At 70.9% G+C, this 24,758-nt stretch carries 26 protein-coding genes; 12 read left to right on the top strand and 14 right to left on the bottom strand.

Annotated elements, in window-relative coordinates:
* The first annotated feature begins 89 nt into the window (after positions 1-89).
* Complete coding sequence (locus QM809_RS15000; protein ID WP_415046525.1) at positions 90-320, top strand: DUF3039 domain-containing protein; 231 nt, start codon at positions 90-92, stop codon at positions 318-320.
* A gap of 54 nt (positions 321-374) precedes the next feature.
* Here QM809_RS15000 and QM809_RS14995 read toward each other — a convergent pair whose 3' ends face one another.
* Complete coding sequence (locus QM809_RS14995; protein ID WP_415046524.1) at positions 375-1,427, bottom strand: YihY/virulence factor BrkB family protein; 1,053 nt, start codon at positions 1,425-1,427, stop codon at positions 375-377.
* A gap of 86 nt (positions 1,428-1,513) precedes the next feature.
* Between QM809_RS14995 and QM809_RS14990 the strand changes: the two genes are divergently transcribed.
* Positions 1,514-3,310, top strand: coding sequence for a DEAD/DEAH box helicase (locus tag QM809_RS14990; RefSeq protein WP_415046523.1), 1,797 nt, complete (start codon positions 1,514-1,516; stop codon positions 3,308-3,310).
* Between the two features lie 138 nt (positions 3,311-3,448).
* On the opposite strand, the gene QM809_RS14985 is transcribed toward QM809_RS14990, so the two are convergent.
* A complete protein-coding gene (locus QM809_RS14985; protein ID WP_415046522.1) occupies positions 3,449-3,634 on the bottom strand; it encodes a hypothetical protein in 186 nt (61 codons plus the stop codon).
* Between the two features lie 349 nt (positions 3,635-3,983).
* Between QM809_RS14985 and QM809_RS14980 the strand changes: the two genes are divergently transcribed.
* Both QM809_RS14980 and QM809_RS14975 read left to right on the top strand, forming a co-directional pair.
* Complete coding sequence (locus QM809_RS14980; RefSeq protein WP_415046521.1) at positions 3,984-4,811, top strand: SDR family NAD(P)-dependent oxidoreductase; 828 nt, start codon at positions 3,984-3,986, stop codon at positions 4,809-4,811.
* Positions 4,804-4,926 (top strand): hypothetical protein, encoded by a 123-nt coding sequence (locus QM809_RS14975; protein WP_415046520.1) that lies wholly within the window; start codon positions 4,804-4,806, stop codon positions 4,924-4,926. The genes QM809_RS14980 and QM809_RS14975 overlap by 8 nt, the downstream gene beginning before the upstream one ends.
* Before the next feature lie 284 nt (positions 4,927-5,210).
* Here QM809_RS14975 and QM809_RS14970 read toward each other — a convergent pair whose 3' ends face one another.
* Both QM809_RS14970 and ppgK read right to left on the bottom strand, forming a co-directional pair.
* The gene (locus QM809_RS14970; RefSeq protein WP_415046519.1) at positions 5,211-6,704 is read right to left on the bottom strand and encodes an RNA polymerase sigma factor; all 1,494 of its coding nucleotides are present in this window, start codon (positions 6,702-6,704) and stop codon (positions 5,211-5,213) included.
* 238 nt (positions 6,705-6,942) lie between these two features.
* Positions 6,943-7,737, bottom strand: coding sequence for a polyphosphate--glucose phosphotransferase (ppgK, locus tag QM809_RS14965; protein WP_415046518.1), 795 nt, complete (start codon positions 7,735-7,737; stop codon positions 6,943-6,945).
* 164 nt (positions 7,738-7,901) lie between these two features.
* On the opposite strand from ppgK, the gene QM809_RS14960 reads away from it, so the two are divergent.
* Positions 7,902-8,774, top strand: coding sequence for an inositol monophosphatase family protein (locus tag QM809_RS14960; protein WP_415046517.1), 873 nt, complete (start codon positions 7,902-7,904; stop codon positions 8,772-8,774).
* Between the two features lie 82 nt (positions 8,775-8,856).
* On the opposite strand, the gene cei is transcribed toward QM809_RS14960, so the two are convergent.
* Entirely contained in the window at positions 8,857-9,516 is a 660-nt protein-coding gene (gene cei, locus QM809_RS14955) for an envelope integrity protein Cei (protein WP_415046516.1), read from the bottom strand.
* Between the two features lie 202 nt (positions 9,517-9,718).
* Here cei and QM809_RS14950 point away from each other — a divergent pair, with 202 nt between their 5' ends.
* Positions 9,719-10,018 carry a DUF4193 domain-containing protein gene (locus tag QM809_RS14950; RefSeq protein ID WP_415046515.1) on the top strand — a complete coding sequence of 100 codons (300 nt, stop codon included), beginning with the start codon at positions 9,719-9,721 and terminating at the stop codon, positions 10,016-10,018.
* A 95-nt stretch (positions 10,019-10,113) separates the two neighbouring features.
* Here the strand turns inward: QM809_RS14950 and QM809_RS14945 are convergent, their stop codons facing one another.
* Positions 10,114-10,683, bottom strand: coding sequence for a DUF3093 domain-containing protein (locus tag QM809_RS14945; RefSeq protein ID WP_415046514.1), 570 nt, complete (start codon positions 10,681-10,683; stop codon positions 10,114-10,116).
* A 110-nt stretch (positions 10,684-10,793) separates the two neighbouring features.
* Here QM809_RS14945 and dut point away from each other — a divergent pair, with 110 nt between their 5' ends.
* Entirely contained in the window at positions 10,794-11,309 is a 516-nt protein-coding gene (gene dut, locus QM809_RS14940) for a dUTP diphosphatase (RefSeq protein WP_415046513.1), read from the top strand.
* Positions 11,310-11,313: 4 nt separating this feature from the next.
* Positions 11,314-12,159: a DUF3710 domain-containing protein gene (locus QM809_RS14935; protein ID WP_415046512.1), complete on the top strand. Its 846-nt coding sequence runs from the start codon at positions 11,314-11,316 to the stop codon at positions 12,157-12,159.
* A gap of 168 nt (positions 12,160-12,327) precedes the next feature.
* Here QM809_RS14935 and QM809_RS14930 read toward each other — a convergent pair whose 3' ends face one another.
* Positions 12,328-13,044: an alpha/beta fold hydrolase gene (locus QM809_RS14930; RefSeq protein WP_415046511.1), complete on the bottom strand. Its 717-nt coding sequence runs from the start codon at positions 13,042-13,044 to the stop codon at positions 12,328-12,330.
* A gap of 93 nt (positions 13,045-13,137) precedes the next feature.
* On the opposite strand from QM809_RS14930, the gene QM809_RS14925 reads away from it, so the two are divergent.
* Positions 13,138-13,536 (top strand): OB-fold nucleic acid binding domain-containing protein, encoded by a 399-nt coding sequence (locus tag QM809_RS14925; RefSeq protein WP_415046510.1) that lies wholly within the window; start codon positions 13,138-13,140, stop codon positions 13,534-13,536.
* Here the strand turns inward: QM809_RS14925 and QM809_RS14920 are convergent.
* From QM809_RS14920 to QM809_RS14900, 5 genes are all read right to left on the bottom strand, one after another.
* Complete coding sequence (locus QM809_RS14920; RefSeq protein ID WP_415046509.1) at positions 13,522-13,956, bottom strand: hypothetical protein; 435 nt, start codon at positions 13,954-13,956, stop codon at positions 13,522-13,524. The two genes, QM809_RS14925 and QM809_RS14920, sit on opposite strands and share 15 nt — an antisense overlap.
* Positions 13,953-15,188: a globin domain-containing protein gene (locus tag QM809_RS14915; RefSeq protein ID WP_415046508.1), complete on the bottom strand. Its 1,236-nt coding sequence runs from the start codon at positions 15,186-15,188 to the stop codon at positions 13,953-13,955. Before QM809_RS14915 ends, QM809_RS14920 begins: the two co-directional genes overlap by 4 nt.
* Positions 15,188-15,709 carry an RrF2 family transcriptional regulator gene (locus tag QM809_RS14910; protein ID WP_415046507.1) on the bottom strand — a complete coding sequence of 174 codons (522 nt, stop codon included), beginning with the start codon at positions 15,707-15,709 and terminating at the stop codon, positions 15,188-15,190. Before QM809_RS14910 ends, QM809_RS14915 begins: the two co-directional genes overlap by 1 nt.
* A 384-nt stretch (positions 15,710-16,093) precedes the next feature.
* Positions 16,094-16,756 carry a potassium channel family protein gene (locus tag QM809_RS14905; protein ID WP_415046506.1) on the bottom strand — a complete coding sequence of 221 codons (663 nt, stop codon included), beginning with the start codon at positions 16,754-16,756 and terminating at the stop codon, positions 16,094-16,096.
* The gene (locus QM809_RS14900) at positions 16,753-17,424 is read right to left on the bottom strand and encodes a potassium channel family protein (RefSeq protein ID WP_415046505.1); all 672 of its coding nucleotides are present in this window, start codon (positions 17,422-17,424) and stop codon (positions 16,753-16,755) included. The genes QM809_RS14905 and QM809_RS14900 overlap by 4 nt, the downstream gene beginning before the upstream one ends.
* Before the next feature lie 111 nt (positions 17,425-17,535).
* Here QM809_RS14900 and QM809_RS14895 point away from each other — a divergent pair, with 111 nt between their 5' ends.
* From QM809_RS14895 to QM809_RS14885, 3 genes are all read left to right on the top strand, one after another.
* Positions 17,536-19,491, top strand: a complete 1,956-nt coding sequence (locus QM809_RS14895) for an APC family permease (protein WP_415047107.1) — start codon at positions 17,536-17,538, stop codon at positions 19,489-19,491.
* Positions 19,488-20,804, top strand: a complete 1,317-nt coding sequence (locus QM809_RS14890) for a class I SAM-dependent RNA methyltransferase (protein WP_415046504.1) — start codon at positions 19,488-19,490, stop codon at positions 20,802-20,804. The genes QM809_RS14895 and QM809_RS14890 overlap by 4 nt, the downstream gene beginning before the upstream one ends.
* 74 nt (positions 20,805-20,878) lie before the next feature.
* Positions 20,879-22,615 carry a 1-deoxy-D-xylulose-5-phosphate synthase gene (locus tag QM809_RS14885; RefSeq protein WP_415046503.1) on the top strand — a complete coding sequence of 579 codons (1,737 nt, stop codon included), beginning with the start codon at positions 20,879-20,881 and terminating at the stop codon, positions 22,613-22,615.
* A gap of 241 nt (positions 22,616-22,856) precedes the next feature.
* On the opposite strand, the gene QM809_RS14880 is transcribed toward QM809_RS14885, so the two are convergent.
* Positions 22,857-24,095 (bottom strand): HRDC domain-containing protein, encoded by a 1,239-nt coding sequence (locus QM809_RS14880; RefSeq protein ID WP_415046502.1) that lies wholly within the window; start codon positions 24,093-24,095, stop codon positions 22,857-22,859.
* Positions 24,092-24,730 (bottom strand): DUF3000 domain-containing protein, encoded by a 639-nt coding sequence (locus QM809_RS14875; protein WP_415046501.1) that lies wholly within the window; start codon positions 24,728-24,730, stop codon positions 24,092-24,094. The genes QM809_RS14880 and QM809_RS14875 overlap by 4 nt, the downstream gene beginning before the upstream one ends.
* Positions 24,731-24,758: the final 28 nt, after the last annotated feature.

Here is a 24,758-nt window from a genome sequence, read left to right as displayed (position 1 = left end):
GCCGCCATTTTCCCACTTCGCCGCCCGATGTGCACACGGCGGGCTGGGCGGGCTGCACGAGAGGCCCGGTCTGGGTCAGAATGGAACCCATGACGACTAAGACGATCGAACGCCCGGACCTCGACGAGCGGACCGAACAGGACGACGACGCGCCTGTGGTCTTCCACTACGTCAAGAAGGACAAGATGGCCGAGAGCGCCGTGCTGGGCACCCACGTGGTGGCGCTGTGCGGCGAGGTGTTCCCGGTGACCAAGTCGCCCAAGCCGGGATCGCCGGTGTGCGAGCGCTGCAAGAAGGTCTACGCGAAGATGAACAAGTGACGTCGCGGAGATCCGCGTCGACGTAGCAGGCGAAGCGCCGTCGTCGACCGGGACTCATTCCCGGTCGGCGGCGGAACGACGACGATCCCGCCCCGGTCTGGCGGCCTGCCGTCGCAGGGTGTCGGTGATCTCCGTGGTCTGGCTGGTGACCCACTGGCGCACCACCGGACCGTGGTCCTCGGCGGGCCAGAGCTCCTGGATCGTGGCGTTGAGTTCGGCGCCCAGCATGATCGAGAAGCCCATGAAGAAGCCGAACAGCAGGAACGCGATCGGCGTCGCGAGTGCGCCGTAGGTGTAGCCGACCTGAGCCAGCGCGGTCAGGTACGCGCGCAGCACGTAGGTGGCCACCCAGAAGAAGACCCCCGCGAAGAACGCCCCCGGAATCAGGCGCAGCCACGGCGGCGGATGCGGCAGGGCGAAACGGAAGAGCAGCACCAGCGCGCCGATCAGCAGCAGACCGACGAACGGGAAGTACCCCCAGTCGATCAGCGCGCTCACCGCGGTGTTCCAGTCGTCCGGCACGATGTTGTGCAGGTAGGTGGGGCCGAGAGCCACGAGCGGGAGCACCAGCACCGCGACGACCAGGAAGAACACGTAGATCACCAGGGCGAAGATCCGTTGCCACACCGGATGGCGCACCTGGTCTTGATCGTGCGCGGTGCAGATCGCCGAGACGAAGCAGCTCATCGCCGACGATCCCGCCCAGAGCGACATGAGGAAGCTCAGCGAGATCACCGCGCCGCGCCCGCGGCCCAGCACGTTGTCGACGGTGGGGCGGATCAGGTCGTCGACCACCTGCTCGGTGAAGATCTCCCCGCTGAACTGGACGATCCGGGTGCTGATGATCTGCACCGTGTCGGGGCCGAACAGTCCGCCGATGTAGCCGAGGCTGCCCAGCACGCCCAGGAGCAGCGGCGTCAACGACAACGCCTGCCAGAAGGCGGCCTGGGCCGACCAGCCCACGATGCTGTCGTCCCACGACTTCACGGTGGTCCGCCAGATCAGCCGTCCGCCCTTGCGCAGCACGGGTTCCCCGGAGTCGGGGTCGGGCCCTCCGTCCGGGGCTCGCTGGTCGCGGTCGCCGTGGGTGTCGATGGCTACCAGCATGGCGGATCGCCGCTCCGTGCGTGTCGTCGGGCGGCGTCCCGGTGTGGCGAGGAGTGTCGTCGGAAGCGGTTAGAATCGATCGCGCTATGACTGAACCGGGCCTGACACTCACCACCGCAGACACCACCGGATCCGGAGATGCGCAGGTGGGCGGGTCGCGCCCGGCGCCTGGCGGATCGCTGCGCGCGTGGCAGCGTCGCGCGTTGACCAAGTACCTCACGCGGCGGCCGAAGGACTTCCTGGCGGTCGCGACCCCGGGTGCGGGCAAGACCACATTCGCGCTGCGCGTCGCCTCAGAACTGCTGTCCGACCGGACCGTGGAGCGGATCACCGTCGTGGCGCCCACCGAACATCTCAAGCATCAGTGGGCGGCCGCGGCGGAGCGGATCGGGATCAAGCTCGACTCGAACTTCTCCAACTCCACCGGTGCGACCAGCGCCGACTACCACGGCGTGGTGCTCACCTACGCGCAGGTCGCCGCGCACCCGTACCGGCACCGTGAGCGCACGGTGCGGTGGCGCACCCTGGTGATCCTCGACGAGATTCACCACGGCGGCGACGCGAAGTCGTGGGGCGAGGGCATCCGGGAGGCGTTCGACGACGCCGAGCGGCGCCTCTCGCTGACCGGTACACCGTTCCGCTCCGACGACTCGCCGATCCCGTTCGTCACCTACGAACCCGAACCCGGCGGTGGTGCCCGGTCGGTGGCCGACCACTCGTACGGCTACTCCGATGCACTCCGCGACGGCGTGGTCCGCCCGGTGGTGTTCCTGGCCTACTCAGGCCAGGCGAGCTGGCGGACCAGCGCAGGCGAGGAGTTCACCGCGCGGCTGGGCGAGCCGCTCTCGGCCGAGCAGACCGCCCGCGCCTGGCGCACCGCGCTGGACCCGCACGGCGACTGGATCCCGGCGGTGCTGAACGCCGCGCATCGTCGTCTCAAGAAGCTTCGGGCGTCCGGCGTCCCGGACGCCGGCGGACTGGTGATCGCCACGGACCAGAACACCGCCCGCGACTACGCGGAGATCCTCGAATCGATCAGCGGCCGGCGGCCGACCGTGGTCCTGTCCGACGAGGCGGGATCGTCGGAGCGGATCGAGACCTTCGCCGAGTCCGACGACATGTGGATGGTCGCGGTCCGCATGGTGTCCGAGGGCGTCGACGTGCCCCGTCTGGCCGTCGGCGTGTACGCGACCAACGCGTCGACGCCGCTGTACTTCGCCCAGGCGATCGGGCGGTTCGTGCGCTCGCGGCGCCCCGGCGAGACCGCCAGTGTCTTCCTGCCGTCCGTGCCGGTGCTGCTGCAGCTGGCCAGTGAACTCGAGCAGCAGCGCGACCACGTCCTCGGCAAGCCGCACCGCGAGAAGGAGGACGACGGCCTGCTCGACGACGCCGCCCTGCGGGAGGCGAACAAGCGCGAGGACGAGGCCGGCGACGACGAGCCCGCGTTCGAATCGCTGCACGCCAGCGCCGAACTCGACCAGGTGATCTACGACGGCGCCTCCTTCGGGACGGCGACCCTGGTCGGTTCGGAGGAGGAGTCGGACTATCTGGGTCTGCCCGGTCTGCTCGACGCCGAGCAGGTGCGCACGCTGCTCCAGCAGCGTCAGGCCGAGCAGGTGACCAAACGTTCGGCGGCGCCGCGTCCGAAGGAGGATCCGGCGGCCGCGGCGGCACCGAACGCGGCCGAACGGAGCACCGGACCGAACCTGCACGCGCTCCGCAAGGAGCTGAACACACTGGTGGCGCTGCATCATCACCGCACCGGCCGCCCGCACGGTCAGGTCCACAACGAACTGCGTCAGCGACTCGGGGGACCGCCGACGGCGATGGCGACCGCCGAGCAGCTCCAGGAGCGGATCGCGGCCCTGCGCAGCTGGAAATAGGCGGTCCAGACGCCGAGGCGTCCGCCGGATGCCGAGACGGAACGAGATCAGGCGGTGAGCGTGGAAACGCTCACCGCCTGATCCGGCTCGTACCGCTTGGGGGACGGACGTCTTAGAAGACGCCGTGTCCGGGGCGCGTCAGGAGACGACGGCGCCCATCTCGACCAGTCGGGCCTCGTGGTCGCTGTAGTGGTGGCCGCAGAACAGCAACTCGCCGCCACCGGTGAGGGTGGCGCGGACCTTCGCGGCCGCACCGCACCGATCACAGCGATCGGCGTTGGTCAGCGGCGTGGAGACGATCGTGGTCGTGGCATTGTCGGTCATTGGATTTCCCCTGCCCTTTCTTTCACTCGCCTGCTCGGCATCGGATTCACCGGAGCGATGAACATCGATCGCGGCGCCCGCGGGGCGGGATGCCTCGGCTATCACTCTGTCAGACGAACAGCGGGTCTGTTTTGTTCCCCGGGTCGCCCGGGTGTGTCGCGCGTCATGCCCGGGGCCGTCGACGGGGCCGGCGACCGACTCGATCGTCTGCTGCGCGAGGGGATCTCACCGCCCGCGCGGGCGAGCGGTTTCCGTATCCGGCCCCCTCGCGGCACCGGACCTGGTGGAGTGAGGTCGGACACGGTCGCACCGAATGCGGTGCGTCGATCGGCGGAGAGGACGACAGACGATGACATCGATTCCGGAGGCGCCGCCGGTGGGCGAGGGCGACTGCGCGGTGGTCACCGGTGCGGGCAACGGCATCGGTGCGGCCGTCGCGGTGGCCCTGGCGCGGCGCGGCATGCGCGTGGTGGTCGCCGATCTCGACTCCGCGGGCGTCGTGCGCACGGTCGAGTCGATCACGGCCGCCGGCGGTGTGGCCGTCGGAGCGCCCGGCGACGCGGCCTCCGCCGAGGGCGTCGCAGCGCTGATCGCGCGGGCCACGTCGTCGTTCGGCCGGATCTCGCTGTGGTTCGGCAACGCGGGCATCATCGGGGGAGCGGGACTGGAGACGCCCGACGACGAGTGGGCGCGGGCACTCGACGTCAATGTGATGGCGCATGTGCGGGCGGCGCGGATCCTGATCCCGGAATGGCTGGAGTCCGGTGGCGGGCGGTTCGTGGTCACCGCCTCGGCGGCGGGACTGCTGACCATGCTCGGGGCGCCGTCGTACTCGGTCTCCAAGCACGGCGCGGTCGCGTTCGCCGAATGGCTCGGCGCCACCTACCGGCACCGCGGCATCGTCGTGCAGGCGGTGTGCCCGCAGTGGGTGCGAACGGATCTGATCGACGACGTCCCGGACTCGCTCCTGAGCACCGCCGCGGTGCTGACCCCCGAGCGGGTGGCCGAAATCGTCGTCGAGAAGCTCGACGGCGACGAGTTCCTGATCCTCCCGCACCCGGAGGTCGCGAAGTACTACGCGGCGCGCGCCACGGACACCGATCGGTGGCTGGCCGGCATGAACGCGCTGCAGCAGCACACGGAGGTCGGCGATGAGACAGGGGTCGGCGATGAGTGAGCCGCTGCCCGGACTGGATCTGCGGGCGCTCACCCCGTGGTTCGCGATGCACGTCGCGGAGCCGGAGACCGAGCTGACGGCGGAACGGAGATCGCCGGCGGCGAGTCGAATCTGACCTACCGGCTGCGGTCCGGATCTCACGAGTGGATTCTGCGCCGTCCACCGCCGTGTCGCGTCTTCTGTTCCGTGTCGCGCTCGATGGATGGGCCGCGACCTGGAACGGGAGACGCGACACGCCGGGGAACGGTGGCGGCGCCACCGCGTTACCGAATGCGGGCGCACCCTCCCGGAGAGACGACCTCGTCCTGAAACGACCTCGCCCCGAGACGACGACAGGGCGCCCGCGTGGTGCGGGCGCCCTGTCGGCTCGAGAGGTACGGGGTCGTCGTACCGGAGCGGTCAGTCCAGGTAGTCGCGCAGGACCTGCGAGCGGCTCGGGTGGCGGAGCTTGCTCATGGTCTTGGACTCGATCTGGCGGATGCGCTCACGCGTGACGCCGTAGACCTGACCGATCTCGTCGAGGGTGCGCGGCTGTCCGTCGGTCAGGCCGAAACGCAGGCGCACGACGCCGGCCTCGCGCTCGGAGAGCGTGTCCAGGACGTCCTGCAGCTGGTCCTGCAGCAGGGTGAAGCTCACCGCGTCGACGGCCACGACCGCCTCGGAGTCCTCGATGAAGTCGCCCAGCTGGCTGTCGCCCTCGTCGCCGATGGTCTGGTCCAGGGAGATCGGCTCACGCGCGTACTGCTGGATCTCCAGCACCTTCTCCGGCGTGATGTCCATCTCCTTGGCGAGCTCCTCCGGGGTGGGCTCGCGGCCCAGGTCCTGCAGGAGTTCGCGCTGGATGCGACCGAGCTTGTTGATGACCTCGACCATGTGCACCGGGATGCGGATGGTGCGGGCCTGGTCGGCCATGGCGCGGGTGATGGCCTGCCGGATCCACCAGGTGGCGTACGTGGAGAACTTGTAGCCCTTGGTGTAGTCGAACTTCTCGACGGCACGGATCAGACCGAGGTTGCCCTCCTGGATCAGATCCAGGAACGCCATGCCGCGGCCGGTGTAGCGCTTGGCGAGCGAGACCACCAGGCGGAGGTTGGCCTCGAGCAGATGGTTCTTGGCGCGGTTGCCGTCGCGGGAGATCCAGTTGAGGTCGCGGCGCTGGGCGACCGACAGCTTCTCGCCGGACTCCATCACCCGGCGGAGACGTTCGGTGGCGAACAGGCCGGCCTCGATGCGCTTGGCGAGCTCCACCTCCTCCTCGGCGTTCAGCAGGGCGACCTTGCCGATCTGCTTCAGGTAGGCGCGGACCGAGTCGGCCGAGGCGGTGAGCTCGGCATCCTTGCGGGCCTGACGCAGCGCCTCGGACTCCTCCTCGTCCCAGACGAAGTCGCTCGACGTCTTCTCCGAGTCGCCGCTCTTGGCGGGGGCCTTCGCCTTGCCGCGGCCGGCGGCCTTGGCCGGGGTCCGGTCCGCTTCCACGAGCTCGTCGTCGAGTTCGATGTCGGCGTCTTCGAGATCCTCGGGTGCGACGTCGAGGTTCTCCAACTGCGTCTCGTCTTCGAGGGTCGGGTCGACCTTCTTCGCCGCGGTCTTCTTGGCGGCGGTCTTGCGAGCGGGCGCGCGCTTGGTGGCCTTCTTGGCGGCGGTCTTCTTCGCGGCCGTCTTCTTGGCCGGTGCGCGCTTGGCCGCCGTCTTCCTTGCGGTCTTCTTCGCGGGGGTCGCGTCGTCGGCGCCCTCGGCCGCCGCGGCGGCAGCGGTCTTGCGAGGGGCGGCCTTGCGAGCCGGAGCCTTCTTGGCGGTGGTCTTGCGTGCCGTGGTCGCCTTCTTCGCAGCGGCCTTCTTGGCGGGAGCCGGAGTTCCGGCTTCCTCGGCGTCCGGGGTCCTGGTGGTTGCCACGTACGACCTTTCACACACTTGTCAGCGGCACGGAGCATCGTCGTATCGGCAGCACGGCATCGACGAATCGAGACGAGACGGGCTGCGTGGGCGAGGCTGGAGTGCCTGGTTCTACAGAATCGATCGGGCGGGGCGGCGACCGACGCGTTCCATTATAACGAAACTTCTCCGACGCGGGTCGTTCCCGGGGTGGGCACGCGGTCCGTCCGGGGGGCCGGGGAACCGGCTTCCGACCTGATCAGAGGTCGTCGGCGACGGCCATCGCCGCCCCGACGATGCCCGCGGTGTTGCGCAGCTGCGCGGGCACGACGGGCACCGAGTTGGTCAGATGCGGAATCCACTTGTCGGCTTTCCGGCTGATGCCGCCGCCGGCGATGAACAGGTCGGGGGAGAAGAGGCGCTCGTACATCCGCAGGACCTCGGAGAGCTTCTCCGCCCACTTCTCGAAAGACCAGTCGTTGTCCTTGCGCACCTTGGCCGAGGCGCGCTTCTCGGCGATCTTCCCGCGCACCTCGATGTGCCCGAACTCGGTGTTGGGGATCAGCGTGCCGTTGTACATGACCGCCGAACCGATGCCGGTGCCGAGCGTCAGCAGGACCACCAGGCCCTCCTCGACGTGGGCGCCGCCGCCGTAGCGCAGCTCGGCCAGTCCCGCGGCGTCGGCGTCGTTGAGCACGGTGACGCCGCGGCCGCCGAGCTGGGAGCTGAACAGCGCGCGGACGTCGGTGTCGATCCACGCGTCGTCGATGTTCGCGGCGGTGCGCAGGATCCCGTCCTTCACGACGCCGGGGAGGGTGAGCCCGACCGGGCCGGTCCAGCCGAAGTGGTCGACGATCTCGGTGACGGTCCGTCCCACCGCCTCGGGGGTGGCCGGCTGCGGGGTCTCGATGCGGTGGCGCTCGCCGACGAAGTCGCCGGTGCGCAGATCGACGATCGCTCCCTTGACGCCGGTGCCGCCGATGTCGATGCCGAAGCTCAGGCCGGCCCCGGGGCTCGGCATCCGGTCGGCGCCCAGGTAGGTCACGTCAGACATGGGAGAAATCCTGTTCTCTCGGTGCGGTCGCACGCGGGCGGGGGCCGGCGCGGCTCTCGTTCGGTAGCTTACGGCGCACCACCGCGGGATGTGCGACGTCGAGAGACGCCGGGCGTGTGTCCGGGGTCCTACATGGGGGCGTGCGCACGACCTAGACTCGCTGTGTGACCCGCGCTACCGAAACGTCCCCGGAGGAACTGGCCGTCATCGCCGTCGAGATCGCGGAGGAGGCGGCGCGGCACGTCCGGCGGCGGCGCCCCGAACTCTTCCCGCACTCCGGCCACACCGGCGAGGCGAGCTCGGTGAGCACCAAGTCGACGCCGACCGATCCGGTGACCGTCGCCGACACCGAGTCCGAACTCCTGATCCGGGAGCTGCTGCGCGCCCGACGGCCCGACGACGCGGTGCTGGGTGAGGAGGCCGGCGGCTCCGACGTCGTACCGGCCGGGGTGCGCTGGGTGGTGGATCCGATCGACGGCACCGTGAACTTCCTGTACGGCATCCCCGCCTACGCGGTGTCGGTGGCCGCCCAGGTGGACGGGGTCTCGCATGCCGGAGCCGTGGTCGACGTGGCGCGCGGGGTGACCTACTGGGCGGCGGTCGGCGGCGGCGCGTGGAGTCGCGGGGCCGGAGACCAGGCGCCGCGCCGGCTGCGGGCCAATCCGGTCGACGACGTCGCGCTGGCCCTGGTGGCCACCGGATTCGGCTATTCGCCCGAGCGTCGCCGCGCTCAGGGGGCGGTGCTGGCCGAGCTGCTGCCGCGGATCCGCGACGTGCGGCGTGTGGGGGCGGCGGCACTGGACCTGTGCATGGTGGCCTCCGGGGCCGTCGACGTGCACTTCGAGCACGGCCTCTCGCCGTGGGACTGGGCCGCCGGCGCGTTGATCGCCGCGGAGGCCGGTGCACACGTCCGGATCCCGCCCGCCGCCTCACGCGCGATCGACGGCTATCCGACCGTCGCCGCCGCCCCCGGCATCGCCGAGGAGTTCCTCGCGCTGCTCACCGAGGTGGGCGGCATGGAGCGCCTGCCCGGCTGACCGCGCCGCGGCGTCTCCGCCGCGACACGGACGGCGGTGCCGGAGGCGCGGGCATCGCCGGCACCGTGCCGTGTTCGCGGCGTCAGCAGCCCTGCGCGTGCACCGATTCGATCAGCGACCGGTCCACCCCGGACTTGGGGTTGCGCGGGTCGACGGTGCGCAGCGCCTCCATCGCGGCCTGGGCATCCTGGGTCGGCTTGGCGCCGTGGTAGTACTCGCCGAGGGCGACGTCGACGTCGCTGCCGTTGCGCCCGTCGTTGACGAGTTGTGCGCACGGGAGCGCGAGCCAGATCGAGGCCGCAGCGCCCTGGCCGCCGGGGCCGAAGCGGATCTGCGCCACACAGGCGAGCTTGTCGTCGCCGTAGGCGTTGTCGTCGGCGTACGCCGGGTCGGCTGCGGCGAAGCCCTGGGCCACCAGATCTTCGGACACCGACCGCGCCTCGCCGCGGGCGGCGCCGGAGTTGAGGACGGTCACCTTGAAGGTCGACTGCGCGGCCGGGGACACCCCGAGCATCTCGTCGCGCGAGGCCGCCTCGAACGAGGGCTTGTCGCCGCCCGCGATCGGCATCGGGCAGTCGACGGGGTAGCTCTTGTCCTCGCCGCTGAGGGCGGCGTAGGTCCATGACCCGATGGCGAGGACCGCGAGCACGGTGGCGATGACGATCGCCGGGGTGTGATTGCGCCGCAGGAACGGGCGACCCCGGGAATCGGCCGCATAGCCGGTGGCGAACTTGGAGACCATGCGCCCAAGCCTAAGGCGTCCGCGTTCCGAAGCGGGTGAACACCGGGCGGCGAGCCGGTTCTTGACCGCGGGCCGTGCCTCGCCTAGACTTCGGGCGCCCGCGGCGTTGTTCGAACGCTGGGACGGGATGGGGGATCAGCCACAAGCAGTGCCTCCAAGACAAGACTTTGAACGCACGACGACACCAGGGTGAGGCAAAATCATGGCGACCGATTACGACGCTCCACGGCGGACCAACGACGACGACCTGGCGACCGATTCGCTCGAAGAGCTCAAGGCCCGCCGGAACGAGGCCAGCACCGCCGACGTCGACGTCGACGAGACCGACACCGCCGAGTCCTTCGAACTGCCGGGTGCGGATCTGTCCGGTGAGGAGCTCTCGGTGCGCGTGGTGCCGAAGCAGGACGACGAGTTCACCTGCGGCAGCTGCTTCCTCGTGTACCACCGCAATCGCCTGGGCGAGGAGCGCGGCGGCCAGCTGATCTGCGTCGACTGCGTCTGATCCCGCTCGACGTCCGCAAATCCTCCGCGCGACACGCGTACCGTTCCGATACGACGAGGGCCGACCCGGTGGGGTCGGCCCTCGTCGTATCGCTGTCAGGCGTCGGCGGATCCCGCCTCGGTGGACTCCTCGACGGACGACTCCGCTGCGGACGACTCCGATGTGGCCTGCGGCGCGGCGCCGGCATCGGTCACCCCCATCGCGGCGAGCACCTTCTCCGGGTGGCGGGTGGAGACCAGCCAGTAGGGGGTGGGGTCGTCGGGGTCGTCGAGCACCAGGAGCACCATCGGTTTGATCCACGACCGATAGACCAGGAACGCGGCCGGATCGAGCTGGCGGCCCATCGCGGCGCTGCGAGCAGACGGCGGGACGACGGCCCCGCGGGCGACGACGTCGGCGGGCAGCATCGCCTTGTGGGCGTGCAGGGTGCCGTCCGCGTCGACCCGGATGCGCATCCGGCTCATCGAGAACAGCAGCCACGCCGCGAGGACGCCGAGGACCGGGTAGAAGGCGATGCTCCAACTCTGCAGGTAGGAGGCGAGCTGCGCCTGATAGCCGAGCAGGGCGACGAGTCCGGCGCCGACCGGCCACCACCAGAGCGGCACGGTCAGGCGTTCGGAGTACCTGTCGGCGGCGGGGGCGGGGGTGGAATCGGAGTCGTTCACAGGGCACAGCCTACTGGCGTGTCGGACGTCACCGGCCACCTGCCCTGGGGCGGGCGGGGCAGGCGTATGTCCTGCGCCGGGGCGTGCGGGCGGCCGAGTACTCTTCGGGGGTGACTTCCGCTCCGTCCCAGTATGAACCGCTGCGTGTCGTCCGACTCGACCGCGATCTTCCACTGCCCACCCGGGCCCACGCCGGGGATGCGGGCATCGACCTCTATTCGGCCGTCGACCTGGAGTTGGCTCCGGGGCGTCGCCAGGTGGTCGGGACCGGTCTCGCGGTGGCCCTGCCGTACGGCACGGTCGGTCTGGTGCACCCGCGGTCGGGTCTGGCGGCCCGCGCGGGGCTCTCCATCGTGAACGCGCCGGGCACCATCGACGCCGGGTACCGCGGCGAGATCAAGATCTGCCTGATCAACACCGATCCGGAGGCGCCGATCCTGATCTCCCGCGGGGACCGCATCGCTCAGCTGCTGGTGCAGCGGGTGGAGCTCCCCGAGGTGCTCGAGGTGGACGAGCTCGACGACTCCGAACGCGGTACCGGGGGATACGGATCGAGCGGTGGTCACGCGATGCTGTCCGCAGAGCACGACCCCGCGAGCGAGAACCCCGAGAGCCAGGAGGACTGAGAACATGGCGAAGTACCGAATCGGCGACACCGCTGGACCGTATGACATCGACGACGTGGTGACCCCGGCGGCCGACCTGGCCAATTCGCACCTCGATCTGGGATCGGTCCTGGTCCCGGTGGTCGAGGGCGGTCAGGTGACCGTGGAGATGTCGGCGACGCACCAGCCCGAGGCGGTCTATCTGGAGACGCCGATCGGTCGTGTCGGGGTGCTGGCGTTCGCCGCGCCGCGGAGCGGCGGACAGTGGCGTGAACTGGTCCGGGAACTGGCCGAGTCGCTGCAGGCCGAGGGCGCGCAGACGTCGTTCGACGACGGTCACTGGGGACGCGAGGTGCTGGCCAAGGTCGACGGCGGCGAACACCGTTTCATCGGTGTGGACGGTCCGCGTTGGATGGTGCGCTGCGTGGCGAGCGGACCGGACGGCACCGCCGACCAGCTCGCTCAGCTGGCCCGGGCGATCCTGGCCGAGACCGTGGTGCGGCGCGGCAAGGAGCCCTTCCCGCCGCGCGACGTGCTCCCGATCGTGCTGCCGCCGGTACTCGCCGAGCAGGTGAGCGCCGCACAGCAGCAGATGGCGGCCGAGACCGGGGTGGGACCGGACGGGCGTCCGGCGGTGTCGTCGCTCGACGACGCGCCGACCGCTCCCGCAGCCGATGCGGAGGTGCTGCCCGGCGGTGCGGTGGCCCAGGCCGCCGCGGCCAACGTGTTCACCGAGGGCGCTCCGGCGGCGGCCGTCGACGACCCGGAGACCGACGTCGACGACGAGACCCCCGACGACGAGACCCCGACGCCGTCGGAGGGCTCGGCCATGCAGCGGTTGCGTGGTCGTCGTAAGCGCCGTCGTCGCTGATCCCGTTCGATCGGTCGCCGCTCGCGCTCCCGGAGAGCTCCTTCGACTCGATCCGCCGACTTCGTTCGCGCGCCGGCGCCGGCGCAGGGACCGGACGGGGCGGGGCCAGCGGGACCCGACGTGATCTGGGCGGGGGGTCGGGCGGGGTCCCGGCGGACGTCTTCCGGGTCACCCGAGAGCCGGTCCGCCGGCCGTGCGCCACGCCGCCAGACACGCATCGCCCAGCAGCCGTGAGTGCGGTCCCCATTCGCTCAGCGGGGTCTCGACGACGGCCGCGCGCGGAGCGGCCGCCGCCCAGTCGTGCGCCACCCGCACCGGATGCAGTGGGTCGTCGGGGGCGGCGGCGATCGCCAGCGGCACCGGGAGCGCCGCGATCTCGTCGACGGTCGGGGCCGCGCACCGGGCGGCCAGGCGCAGCTGTCCCACCAGATCCCGGTCGTGCAGCGACCGCCACGAGCGGCTCAGCTCGGCGGCGAGCCAGTCCGGGCTGGTCGCGGCCATCGCGGCGATCGTCGGTTCCAGACCGTCGCGTTCGAGGGCGTCGGCGGTGATCCGCGCCGACAGCGCGGCGACGGAATCACCGACGGGACCCGACCAGGGCGGCAACGCGGCGAGCACGCCCGCGCAGTCGGCGCCGCCGCGTCGCAGCGCCCAGCGCAATGCGACGACGGCGCCGATCGAGACGCCGCCCACCACGATCGCCCGCCCCTCCTCGCGGGCCGCGAGGGCGACCTCGTCGAGGGTGGCGAGATAGTCGTCGACCAGGTGTGCGGTGGGGGCCAGCGCATGCAGTTCACCGCCGGCCTCGGCGATCGCGGGACCGAACGACCTGCGCAGATAATCGTCGTCCGAGCCGGTTCCGGCCATCAAGAACACGGCGGTCATGAACGGACTCTCAGGTCGGCGTAAGGTATGGCATCCAGAGAGAGTGCAGCGTGGAGAGACGCACTCGACGACACCGCTGTTCGGGAGGGCGACATGGGCAGTCCGGGGCTGATGAAACGGCTGGGCCGTTTACTCACCGAAGACCTGGAGACGCTCGACGACGACCGCATCGAGCGCGCCTGCCGGGTCGCGGGAGGCCAGCGCGCCAAGGACTGTCGGCGCGGCGACGAGGCCGTCCTCATGGGGGAGCTCCGGTCGGTCCAGACCTGTACCAGGTCGGCGTTGCGCCAGCAGTCCGGAACCCGCGGCGGCGGGGTGGTGGCGGAACTGTTCGACGGCAGCGACACCGTCCTGCTCAAGTGGCTCGGGCGGAGCAGGATCCCTGGGATCGAGCCCGGCCGGAGGATCACCGTACGAGGACGGGTCGCCACCGTCGACGGGATGAAGATCATCTACAACCCGTACTACGAACTGCACTCAACTCAGGAGTGACACGCCCGTCGTGATCAGGGCGGCCACCTTGACCAGCTCGAATCCGACGTAGACCAGGTGCGCGTGACTCCGCTGCTCCGGCACGTTCTCCGGATCGGCCAGCACGGCGTCGGTCCGCTTCGACAGCACCGGGCGCACGCCGACGATCTGGATCGTCAGCGCACCGGCGGCCACGCCGAGGCCGACCAGGGCCGTCGTCGACCACCCTCCACCGGCCGCGGCCAGGACGATCAGCACGATCGCCAGCACCGACTCCACCGAGTTCAGCGCCCGGAACACCAGGCGGCCGATCCCCAGACCCAGCGGGATGGTGATCCGCGGGGCGCGGAACTTCAGCGGCGCCTCGATGAACGAGATCGCCACCACCATGCCCAGCCAGAGGAAGACCAGCGCCCCGGAGAACGCGACGGAGGTGCTCACCGGTGCTCTCCTGCGGCGACGGCCCCGCTCGCGGACTCCCGGCGGCCGCCGACCCGGATGAGTTCGGGACCGAAGGTCTCGTAGTGGATCCGGTCCTCGGGCAGATCCTTCTCCAGCAGCGCGCCGCGGACCGAACTCAGGAAGCCCGCCGGACCGCAGAGCAGCGCCACGGTCTCCGGCGCGATGCTGACCTCGTCGAGCGACATCATGCCCACGCGGGCGCCGTCACCGGCGTCGTAGCCGTTCTCGTACCACTGCTCCAGACTCGCCCGGGGGAGCCTGCCGACCAGTTCGGCGAGCTCACCGCGATGCGGCTGATGCGACCGCGAACGGTCGGCGTGCAGCACCTGCACCGGACGCGGGTCCTCGGTCTCGACCAGGTGGTGCAGCAGACCGATCACCGGGGTGCAGCCGATGCCCGCCGACGCGAGCAGCAGCGGGGCGTCGCCCGCGGGCAGCGACAGATCGCCGAACGGGGTGCTCACCCGGAGGTCGTCGCCCTCGAAGACGCGCTCGTGCAGGTACGACGACACCTCGCCGTCGCGCTTGACCGAGAAACGCCAGGTCTCGCTCTCCGGCGAACCGGTGAGGCTGTACTGACGGATCTGGTGGGCGCCGTCGTCGAGCGGGACCTGGACCGAGATGTACTGGCCGGGGGTGAACGACGGCAGCTTCTCCTCGCTCCCCGAACCCGTCGAAGGGGCCGCGACGGTGAACGAGACCGCATCCGGGCTCACCTGATCGCGTTCGACGACGCGCACGGTGCGCCAGACGTCGCCGGGGGTCACGCCCGCGTCGGCGTACAGCTCGTTCTCCCGGCCGATCAGCACGTGGGCCATCTCCCAGTAGAGCTCGTCCCACGCGGCGGCCACCTCCGGGGTGACGGCCTCGCCCAACACCTCGACGATCGCGGCGAACAGGTGCTCGTGGACGATCGGGTACTGGTCGGCCACGACGCCGAGCGAGGCGTGCTTGTGGGCGACCCGGTCGATGATCATCCGCTGCTCGGCGGGATCGGGGTGCAGCTGCAGTCGGGCGAAGGCGGCGATGGAGCCGGCCAGCACCTTGGGCTGGGTGCCGATCTTCTGGTTGGTGCGGTTGAACAGGTCGTCGAGCAGTTCCGGGTGGGCGGTGAACATCCGACGGTAGAAGTTCGGGGTGATGTCGTCGAGGGCGCCTTCGACGGCGGGCAGGGTGGCCGCGAGTACCTCGCGGGTCTTCTCGGAGATCATCATCGATTCCTGTTCTCTGCGGTGGGGCTGTGGCCGGAGTCGGCCGAGGTGGCCCGTGCCCCGGGGGCACGGGAGTCGGTGGTCGGCCCGTTCGGGACCGGGGGTGCCAGGACCAGCACCTGGGCGGCGCCGGCGATCTCGGCGACGGTCAGGGAGTCGAGGCTCTCGTAGAAGGCGTTCTGGGCCCGGGCGAGGGCGCCGCGGAGACGGCAGCCGCCCTTCAGCGGGCAGGGGACCGGGCCGTCGCAGTCGACGACAGGGGCGTCGCCCTCGAGTTCGCGGGTCACCCAGCCGACACCGGCGGTGCGGCCGAGCGCGGTGATGGTGAGCCCGCCGGAGCGGCCGCGCCGCGAGTGCACCACACCGATCTCCGACAGGCGGCTGACCACCTTCGCGACGTGCGTGTAGGGCACCCCGAGTTCCTCGGCGAGGCCGCGTGCGGTGTGCGTGCGCTCGCCGCTGTCGGCGGCCAGGCGCATGAGCACCCGGAGGCCGATGTCGGTGAAGCGCGTCAGTTGCATGAACCGATCAAAACATAATCGGCATGGATGATGCGTATTTGAGTGGGGAAGCTCTCACGGGACGAAAGTCCTGGTCAGGTGGGGAAAACTGCCCGGAAACGACGACGAAGATGCCGGTCAGGGGAGCGGTCGCATCACTTCGTCGACCACGCCGGGTGTTGCTCCTTCTCGGTGCGGTAGGGAGGTGATCTCCGGTGGTCGGGTGCTTCGCAGACCCCTTGTCGCGGTTCTTGCCGGAGGGCGACGAGGACCGCGACTCGGTTTCCGGTCCCGACGAGAACCGTGACGGAGTCGTGCGACGTCATGCCCACCGACATCGCTACGCGCGTAGGCGCCTCGAGGGGACACGCAGGCATCTCGAGAGAAGCGAGGTGTCGCGGTGGTTCAGGAGCGCACGCGCATCGCCTTGGTGAGTTCGGTCTCGGCCTCGTCCGGGGCGATGAATACCAGTTCGTCGCCGCCCTCGAGCGCGTCGTCGGGCAGCGGCACGATCACCCGGCGTCCCCGGATGATGGTCACCAGCGCGACGTCGCGGGGAAGCACCAGTTTGCGGACCGGTTTGCCGGCCAGCGGGGTGTCGTCGGGCAGAGTCAACTCCACCAGGTTGGCCTGACCCTGGCGGAAGGTCATCAGCCGGACCAGGTCGCCGACGCTGACGGCCTCCTCCACGAGCGCGGCCATCAGGCGCGGCGTGGACACGGCGACGTCGACGCCCCAGTCCTCGTTGAACAGCCATTCGTTGCGCGGGTCGTTGACGCGGGCGACGACGCGGTTCACCGCGAACTCGGTGGTGGCGAGCAGGCTGACCACCAGGTTCGCCTTGTCGTCGCCGGTCGCCGCGATCATCACGTCGTAGGACTGCAGTCCGGCGCGTTCGAGGTCCTGGAGTTCGCAGGCGTCGGCGTGGATCCAGTCGGCCAGCGGCAGCGCCGCCCGGTCGATGTGCCGCGGATCGCGTTCGAAGAGCGTCACCTCGTGGCGGGCGCCGATCAGTTCGCGGGCGATGGCCCGGCCGACGGCTCCGGCGCCGGCGATCGCGACCTTCATTCTCCGTCTCCTTCGATGGGGGGCAGCGCCGCGGTGGCTCGGGCATGATCGAGTCGGGAGGCGAGGGTGGCGACGAAGACGGTGTCCTCGGCCTGCAGCACGCTGCGCGGCTCCGGCAGCACCGGGGCGCCGAGCCGGTGGAGGAACGCCACGCGCGCACCGGTGAGCTCCTGGAACTTGGCGCAGCTGATGCCGCACCACTCCTCGTGCAGGGCCACCTGGGCGATCACCAGAGCCCCGCTCGGATCGCTCCACAGCGCCGACTGCGGCGTCTCGCCGAGCATGGTGATGAAACGTTCGGTGGTCCACGGGACGGTGGCGACGGTCGGGATGCCGAGCCGCTCGTAGACGGCGGCGCGTTTGGCGTCGTAGATCCGGGCGACCACCCTGGGGACGCCGAAGGTCTCCCGGGCGACGCGCGCCGAGATGATGTTGGAGTTGTCGCCCGAGGACACCGCGGCGAACGCATCGGCGGTCTGGATGCCGGCTTCGATGAGGATCTCCCGGTCGAAGCCCACTCCGCGGACCGTGGTCCCGGCGAAGTCGCCGCCGAGCCTCGCGAACGAGGTCTCGTCGCGATCGATGACGACGACGTGGTGTCCGCGCTGGGACATCGCGGTGGCCAGTCCGGCCCCCACCCGTCCGCAGCCCATGATGATTACGCGCACGCGATGGACGTTACTCCGCGGCGCCACTACTGTGGCGGGGTGGCCGGTAGACCCCAGGTGACCACGGCGGCCAAGCGGCTGCTGCTCGGTCGCCCCTTTCGCAGTGATCGCATGCGCGACACCCTGTTGCCCAAACGGATCGCGCTCCCGGTGTTCGCCTCCGACGCGATGAGTTCGGTGGCGTACGCGCCGCAGGAGGTATTCCTGGTGCTCTCGGTCGCCGGGATCAGCGCCTACTCGCTCGCCCCGTGGGTGGGCCTGGCCGTCGCGGTGGTGCTGCTGGTGGTGGTCGCGGCCTACCGGCAGAACGTCCACGCCTACCCGTCCGGCGGCGGCGACTACGAGGTGGCCACGGTCAATCTCGGTCCCACCGCAGGTGTGACGGTCGGCGCCGCGCTGCTGGTCGACTACGTGCTCACGGTCGCGGTCTCGGTGACCGCGGCCGCGGAGAACATCGGCTCGGCGGTGCCCTTCGTGCACGACCACAAGCTGCTCTTCTGTCTGGTGGGCATCGTCCTGGTGGCGGCGGTGAACCTGCGCGGGGTGCGCGAGTCCGGCGTCCTGATGGCGGTGCCGACCTACGCGTTCATCCTCGGCATGATCGTGATGCTCACCTGGGGGTTCGCGCAGGTCTTCGTGCTGGGCCGGGACCTGGAGGCCTCGACCGCGGGCTACGAACTGGTCGCCGAGCAGTCCGACCTCACCTCGCTGGCCCTGGTGTTCCTGGTCGCGCGCTCCTTCTCGTCCGGTTGCGCCGCCCTGACCGGGGTCGAGGCGATCAGCAACGGGGTGCCCGCGTTCCAGAAACCGAAGTCGCGCAACGCGGCCACCACGCTGGTGATGCTGGGGACGGTCGCGGTGGTCCTGCTGCTGGGCATCGTGGTGCTGGCCCAGCGGATGCACGCCAAGTACGTGATGGATCCGGCGACCGAACTGGCCGGCCTGCCCGACGGTTACCGGCAGATGTCGATCCTGGCCCAGCTCGCTGAGAGCGTGTTCGCGGGTTTCCCGTTCGGCTTCTACTTCATCACCGTGGTCACCGCGCTGATCCTGCTGCTGGCCGCGAACACCGCCTTCAACGGCTTCCCGGTGCTGGGTTCGGTGCTCGCCCACGACCGGTACCTGCCGCGGCAGCTGCTCACCCGCGGCGACCGTCTCGCGTTCAGCAACGGCATCGTGTTCCTCGCGGTGGCGGCGATGGCCTTCGTCGTGGCCTTCGACGGCGAGGTCACCGCGCTGATCCAGCTGTACATCGTCGGCGTCTTCGTCTCCTTCACCCTGGGCCAGACCGGCATGACGCGCCACTGGACGCGCCTGCTGCGCACCGAGACCGACCCCGACGCGCGGTCCCGGATGGTGCGGGCGCGTGTGATCGCGGTGATCGCGATGGTGATGACCGGTTCGGTCCTGGTGGTGGTCCTGCTGACCAAGTTCACCGAGGGGGCGTGGATCGCGATCGTCGCGATGGTCGCGCTCTTCGTGCTGATGAAGCTGATCAACCGCCACTATCGTTCGGTGCAGCGTGAACTGCAGGCGGCGGCCGAGCGCGACGACGGCGTGCTGCCCAGCCGGACCCACTCGATCGTGCTGGTCTCCTCGCTCCTGCTCCCGACGGTGCGCGCGCTCCGTTACGCTCGCGCGACGCGGCCGGACGTGCTGGAGGCGGTCACGGTGAACGTCGACGACCGCGAGACCCGCACCCTCGTCGCGAACTGGGAGGACAGCGACATCGACATCCCGCTCAAGGTGATCGCCTCGCCGTACCGCGATGTGACGCGACCGGTGATCACCTACGTCCGTCGGGTGCGGCGCGAGTCCCCTCGCGATGTGATCACGGTGTTCATCCCGGAGTACGTGGTGGGGCATTGGTGGGAGCAGATCCTGCACAATCAGTCGGCTCTGCGGCTCAAGACCCGCCTGCTGTTCGAGCCGGGAGTCATGGTCACCTCGGTGCCGTGGCAGCTGGCCTCGTCCAAGCAGGCGGCGCTGCGCCAGGAGGAGACGTTCTTCGCCCCCGGCGACACCCGCCGCGGTTTCGGGGCGGTCGGCCGGAAGGAGAACCGGTGAGTCTCGCCGGAGAAGTGACCGTCACCGGATTCGCCAACGGCGGAGCCGGCGTCGCCCACGATGCGGACGGCCGCGTCGTGTTCGTGCGGGGCGCCCTGCCCGGCGAGCGGGTGTCGATCGCCTACGACGATCAGCGTGCCTCGTTCGCGAAGGCCCACGTCGTCGAGGTGATCGAGGCCTCCGAGCATCGGGTGGATCCGCTGTGCCCGGCGGCGGCCGCCGGTGCGGGCTGCTGCGATCTGGCCTACGCCGAACCGGGGTACGCGGCCCGGCTGCGCGCCGACGCGCTGGCCGACGTGCTGCGCCGGATCGGGCGGTTCACGCCGGGCGACGGGCGGACGCCGGAAGCCCCCGGACTCCGGGCCCTGGCCGACGATCCGACGGGGTGGCGGGTGCGCACACGGCCCGCGGTGGGCCCGTCCGGGGAGGTCGGCCTGCGGGTGCGCGGCTCGGCGGACCTGATCACCGTGCCTTGCGCGGGGCCGGTGCCGACGATGCTGACCGGTCTCGCCGATCTGGGCGCGCGGCCGGGCACCGAACTGGCGGTGGCTCTCGGTTCCGACGGCGCACGACACGTCGCCGAACTCGCCCCCGCGGCTCCGGTGGGGGGCGGCCGCGGTCGCCGCGCCGACGGGCGAGGCCGTCGCGCCGACGGGCGAGGCCGTCGCGCCGCCCAGAGCGCGCGGGGACGTCGTTCCGCGGCACGCTCCACTCGGTTGCTCGACGGCGCCGAGTCGGTGACGCAAGAACTCGGCGGACACCGCTGGGAGGTGCCGGTCACCGGTTTCTGGCAGGCCCACCGCGCCGCACCCGAGGCCTATGCGCGCACGGTCCGCGAGATGGTCGCGCAGGCCGGGATCCCCGATCGTCCGCTGCGCGTCTGGGACCTGTACGGCGGCGCCGGGGTCCTCGGTGCGGCACTGCTGGACGGGGCCGCAGACGGCGGTCCGGCCGTCGCGGGGATCGAACTCGTGGAGACCGACGCGGGTGCGCTCGCCGCCGCCGAGCGGGCCCTGGCCGGCGAGCCGGTGCGCATCCGGCGCGGTGACGTGGCCGGCGTCGTCGCCGATCTGCCCGCACCCGACGTGGTGATCGCCGATCCGCCGCGCGCCGGGGCCGGGGCCGCGGTGATCGAGGCCGTGACCGGTGCCGCCCCGCGCGTGGTGATCCACATCGGATGCGATGCGGGGGCCTTCGCCCGGGACCTGCGCGACTACGTCGAGCGCGGTTACCGGGTGCTCGACTGGCGGGCGTTCGACGCCTTCCCGCTGACGCATCACGTGGAGGCGATCGCGCTTCTGACGGGTCCGTAGACTGCTTCGGGAAGCGGAGCCGAAGCCCCGGCACCGGGCGGTCTCCGGGGCCGTCGGCGTGCAGGAGGTACGAATTGAGCGTTCTCGATCGGGTGGACTCACCGGCGGACCTGCGCGGCCTGAACGAGACCGAGATGGTGGAGCTGGCCGCCGAGATCCGCGCGTTCCTGATCGAGAAGGTGTCCGCCACCGGCGGTCATCTCGGCCCCAACCTCGGCGTCGTGGAACTGACCCTCGCGCTGCATCGCGTGTTCGAGTCGCCCACCGACCCGATCCTGTTCGACACCGGACACCAGTGTTACGTGCACAAGATCGTCACCGGCCGGAAGAACCGGTTCGACACGCTGCGCCAGCGCGGCGGCCTCACCGGCTACCAGGACCGGCACGAGAGCCCGCACGACTGGATCGAGTCGTCGCACGCCTCGGCGGCCCTCTCCACCGCCGACGGACTGGCCAAGGCCTTCGACCTGACCGGCCAGGAACGCACCGTGGTCGCGGTGGTCGGCGACGGCGCCCTCACCGGTGGCATGTGCTGGGAGGCGTTGAACAACATCGCCGACGGCGACCGCCCGGTGGTGATCGTCGTGAACGACAACGGCCGTTCGTACGCGCCGACCGTCGGCGTCCCGCAGGCGATGTTCTCCGATCCGGGCATCGAGTACGTCGGACCGGTCGACGGGCACGACCGGGCGGCCCTCGAAGAGGCCTTCACCCGGGCCAAGAACTTCGGCGGCTCGGTGATCGTGCACACCGTCACGTGCAAGGGCATGGGTTATGCGCCGGCGGAGAACGACGTCGCCGAACAAATGCACGCCACCGGCAAGATGGATCCGGTGACCGGGAGGTCGCACGGGTCGACGCCGGAGGACTGGACCTCGGTGTTCTCCGCCGAACTGCTGAAACAGGGGGCGGCGCGTCCCGAGGTGGTCGCGATCACCGCCGCGATGCCCGGCCCCACCGGTCTCCGGGCGTTCGGCGAGGAGTACCCCGACCGGATGTTCGACGTCGGCATCGCCGAACAGCACGGGATGACCTCGGCCGCCGGCCTGGCCCTGGGCGGCCTGCACCCGGTCCTGGCGATCTACTCGACCTTCCTCAACCGCGCCTTCGACCAGCTGCTGATGGACGTCGCGCTGCTCGAACTGCCGGTGACCCTGGTGCTCGACCGCGCCGGGATCACCGGTCCGGACGGCCCCAGCCACCACGGCATGTGGGACCTGTCGCTGATGTCGATCGTGCCCGGGATGCGGGTCGCCGCGCCGCGCGACGCGGAGCGCGTCCGCGAGGAACTGGGGGAGGCGCTCGCCGTCGGCGACGGCCCCACGGCTCTGCGTTTCCCCAAGGGCGCGGTGCCGCCGGACATCCCGGCCGTGGCTCGGTGCGACGACGGCGTCGACGTCCTCTTCCGCCCGGACCCCGGGGCGGCCGCCGCCGCGGGGAAGGACGTGCTGATCGTCGCGGTCGGCGCCTTCGCGCAGGTGGGCATCGACGTCGCGACCGCGCTCGCCGGACGGGGGATCGCGGCCACCGTCGTCGACCCGCGGTGGGTGCTGCCGGTGGCCGAGTCGATCGTGACGGCCGCCCGCGAGCACCGGCTGGTGGTGACGCTCGAGGACGGCGGCGTCCACGGCGGCGTCGGTGCGGCCGTGCACCGGGCGCTCTCGGCGGTCGCGGTGGACGTCCCGGTGCGCCGACTGGGGATCCCGCAGGAGTTCGTCGTGCACTCCACACGCGACGAACTGCTCGCCGACTTCGGTCTGACGAGCACCGAACTGGTCGAGACGCTCGCCGGAGACCCGGCGCTGACCTGAACGGCTCCTCGACCCTGTTCGACGGGTGCCTGCAACTCCGATGGCTGAGCAGGGCCGCGAACGACGTGAGCGGCCGGTGTCGAAGCCTCGCCCCCTCGATCCGAGTGCGGTGGCCGATGTCGGGGCACTGGCCTGTGCTCGTCTTCGACGAGGTTCGTCACTGCGTTCCTCACCTGCTCAGCCGGCGGCCGGACGGCATCGTTCGGTGACGAGGAGAAGCGTGGCGGCGGAGACGAATCGATCAGTCGGCGAGGCCGGCGAGTGCGGCGGCGATCACCGGGCCGGTGAGTTCGCACTGCCACGGCCGCGCCCCGCGGGCCGACAGCCAGGTTTCGACGTCGGCGGCCGAGTCGGCCTCGATGCCCGTCCAGCACAGTTCGCGCACCAGGTCGGGGGCGAGCAGCACCTCAGCGGGAATGCTCAGGCCGTCGGCGACCTCCTTCACGGCGGGGCGCACCGCCTGGATGCGTCGTGCGGCCTCGGGGTCGCGCTGTTCCCAACGATTGATCGGCGGCGGTCCGGTCGATCGCTGTCTGCGGGGCGGAAGGTCCTTCTCGTCCAGGGCGAGCGCCCGGGTGACCGCCGACAGCCAGATGCGGGCCTGGCGTCGCTGCCGCGGCCCGCCGAAGACCGGCAGTCGGGTCAGCGCGGCCTCGCTGGTGGGGGCGGCGACGGCGGCGGAGACGATCGCCGTGTCCGGGAGCACCCGGCCGGGAGCGATGTCGCGGCGGGCGGCCACCTCTTCGCGCGCGGTCCACAGCTCGCGGACGATGGCGAGCTGACGCGCGGTCTTGAGCGTGTGCATCTGGGAGGTGCGGCGCCACCGGTCGGTGCGCGGCGACGCGGGCGGACGGTGGAGGACGTGATCGAACTCCTGCAACGCCCAGTCGAGGCGACCGGCGTCGAGCAGGGCCGTGTGCATGGCGTCGCGCAGTTCCACCAGCACCTCGACGTCGAGCGCCGCGTAGTTCAGCCAGTCGTCGGGCAGCGGCCGCCGGGACCAGTCGGCGGCGCCGTGCCCCTTGACCAGGCCGAGCCGGAGGAAATGGGCGACCATCGCCGCCAGATTCACCTTGGGCAGCCCGAGGATCCGGCCGGCGATCGCGGTGTCGAACAGGCGCGCGCCGCGGAACCCGAGTTCGGTGAGGCAGGGCAGGTCGTCTTCGGCCGAGTGCAGGATCCACTCGGGACCGTCGAGCACGTCGATCACCTCGCCGAGCGCCCCGGGATGGTCGATCGGGTCGATCAGGAAACTGCCCGAACCGGTCCGGCGCAGTTGGACCAGGTAGGCGCGCTGCGAGTAGCGGTAACCGCTGGCCCGTTCGGTGTCCAGGGCGATCGGGCCGCTGCCGGAGGCCAGTTCCGCGGCCGCGGCGGAGAAGTCCGCCGGGGTGGACAGCACCGGCGGGACGCCGTCGGCCGGGGCCAGGAGCGGGGTGACGTCGGCGTCGGCCGGATCGGCGGGCTGAGCGCTGCTCACAGTGCTCCCGGACGGTCGAGGGCGGTGACACCGACCGGCGGCAGTCCCGCCGCGCTCGCCAACACCTGGCAGAAGGCTTCGAGGTGACCGGCCAGTTCGTAGCTGCTCGCCGTCCACGAGGCACGCAGCTCCAGCTGGTGCGCCCGGGGCGGGCCGGCGATGTCGCCGTAGCGCACCGAGGTCGTGGCCGTGACGGTGCCGCCCAGCGCCAGCACCGCGGGCTCCTGCTCGTCGGACGGCGGCGTCGACGAGGTGCTGTCGTCGGGCACGTCGAGGGCTTCGGTGAGCCACGCCCAGACGACGTCGGTCAGCAGCGGGTCGGTCGCCAACTCGGCCTCCACGTCGGCCTGGATGTAGGCCACCAGACGGAAGGTGCCGTGCCAGGCCTCGTGACCCGCCGGGTCGTAGAGGAGTACGAGTCGACCGAAGGCGTTGGACGCCGTGTCGATGCCGAGCTGCGCGGTCTCGGTGCCCTCCGTCGGGGCGAGTTCCACGCCGAGGGCGTAACTGTACGGCGCGAGACGCTGCGGAGGGCGGATCGAACCGACTTCGAGCTCGGGACGGACCACGGCGTCGTGCAGTGACTGCACTGCCGCGGTGAAGTCGGCGGGCTCGGTCTGTGCTCCTGATGTCACAGTCGTCACAGTAAGATCTCAGCTGGAG

Origin of the sequence: Gordonia sp. (in: high G+C Gram-positive bacteria) (assembly GCF_047600385.1) — a bacterium.
Taxonomy (GTDB): Bacteria; Actinomycetota; Actinomycetes; order Mycobacteriales; family Mycobacteriaceae; genus Gordonia.
The sequence above is the reverse complement of the archived record's forward strand: the minus strand, read 5'-3'. Positions and strand labels throughout refer to the sequence as shown.

What these genes read in the sequence shown, in the direction of transcription:
- QM809_RS15000 (WP_415046525.1), top strand. Translation starts at nt 90, where the DNA reads ATGACGACTAAGACGATCGAACGCCCGGACCTCGACGAGCGGACCGAA.
- QM809_RS14995 (WP_415046524.1), bottom strand. Translation starts at nt 1,427, where the DNA reads ATGCTGGTAGCCATCGACACCCACGGCGACCGCGACCAGCGAGCCCCG.
- QM809_RS14990 (WP_415046523.1), top strand. Translation starts at nt 1,514, where the DNA reads ATGACTGAACCGGGCCTGACACTCACCACCGCAGACACCACCGGATCC.
- QM809_RS14985 (WP_415046522.1), bottom strand. Translation starts at nt 3,634, where the DNA reads ATGACCGACAATGCCACGACCACGATCGTCTCCACGCCGCTGACCAAC.
- QM809_RS14980 (WP_415046521.1), top strand. Translation starts at nt 3,984, where the DNA reads ATGACATCGATTCCGGAGGCGCCGCCGGTGGGCGAGGGCGACTGCGCG.
- QM809_RS14975 (WP_415046520.1), top strand. Translation starts at nt 4,804, where the DNA reads ATGAGTGAGCCGCTGCCCGGACTGGATCTGCGGGCGCTCACCCCGTGG.
- ppgK (WP_415046518.1), bottom strand. Translation starts at nt 7,737, where the DNA reads ATGTCTGACGTGACCTACCTGGGCGCCGACCGGATGCCGAGCCCCGGG.
- cei (WP_415046516.1), bottom strand. Translation starts at nt 9,516, where the DNA reads ATGGTCTCCAAGTTCGCCACCGGCTATGCGGCCGATTCCCGGGGTCGC.
- QM809_RS14950 (WP_415046515.1), top strand. Translation starts at nt 9,719, where the DNA reads ATGGCGACCGATTACGACGCTCCACGGCGGACCAACGACGACGACCTG.
- QM809_RS14935 (WP_415046512.1), top strand. Translation starts at nt 11,314, where the DNA reads ATGGCGAAGTACCGAATCGGCGACACCGCTGGACCGTATGACATCGAC.
- QM809_RS14930 (WP_415046511.1), bottom strand. Translation starts at nt 13,044, where the DNA reads ATGACCGCCGTGTTCTTGATGGCCGGAACCGGCTCGGACGACGATTAT.
- QM809_RS14925 (WP_415046510.1), top strand. Translation starts at nt 13,138, where the DNA reads ATGGGCAGTCCGGGGCTGATGAAACGGCTGGGCCGTTTACTCACCGAA.
- QM809_RS14915 (WP_415046508.1), bottom strand. Translation starts at nt 15,188, where the DNA reads ATGATCTCCGAGAAGACCCGCGAGGTACTCGCGGCCACCCTGCCCGCC.
- QM809_RS14910 (WP_415046507.1), bottom strand. Translation starts at nt 15,709, where the DNA reads ATGCAACTGACGCGCTTCACCGACATCGGCCTCCGGGTGCTCATGCGC.
- QM809_RS14905 (WP_415046506.1), bottom strand. Translation starts at nt 16,756, where the DNA reads ATGAAGGTCGCGATCGCCGGCGCCGGAGCCGTCGGCCGGGCCATCGCC.
- QM809_RS14895 (WP_415047107.1), top strand. Translation starts at nt 17,536, where the DNA reads ATGCGCGACACCCTGTTGCCCAAACGGATCGCGCTCCCGGTGTTCGCC.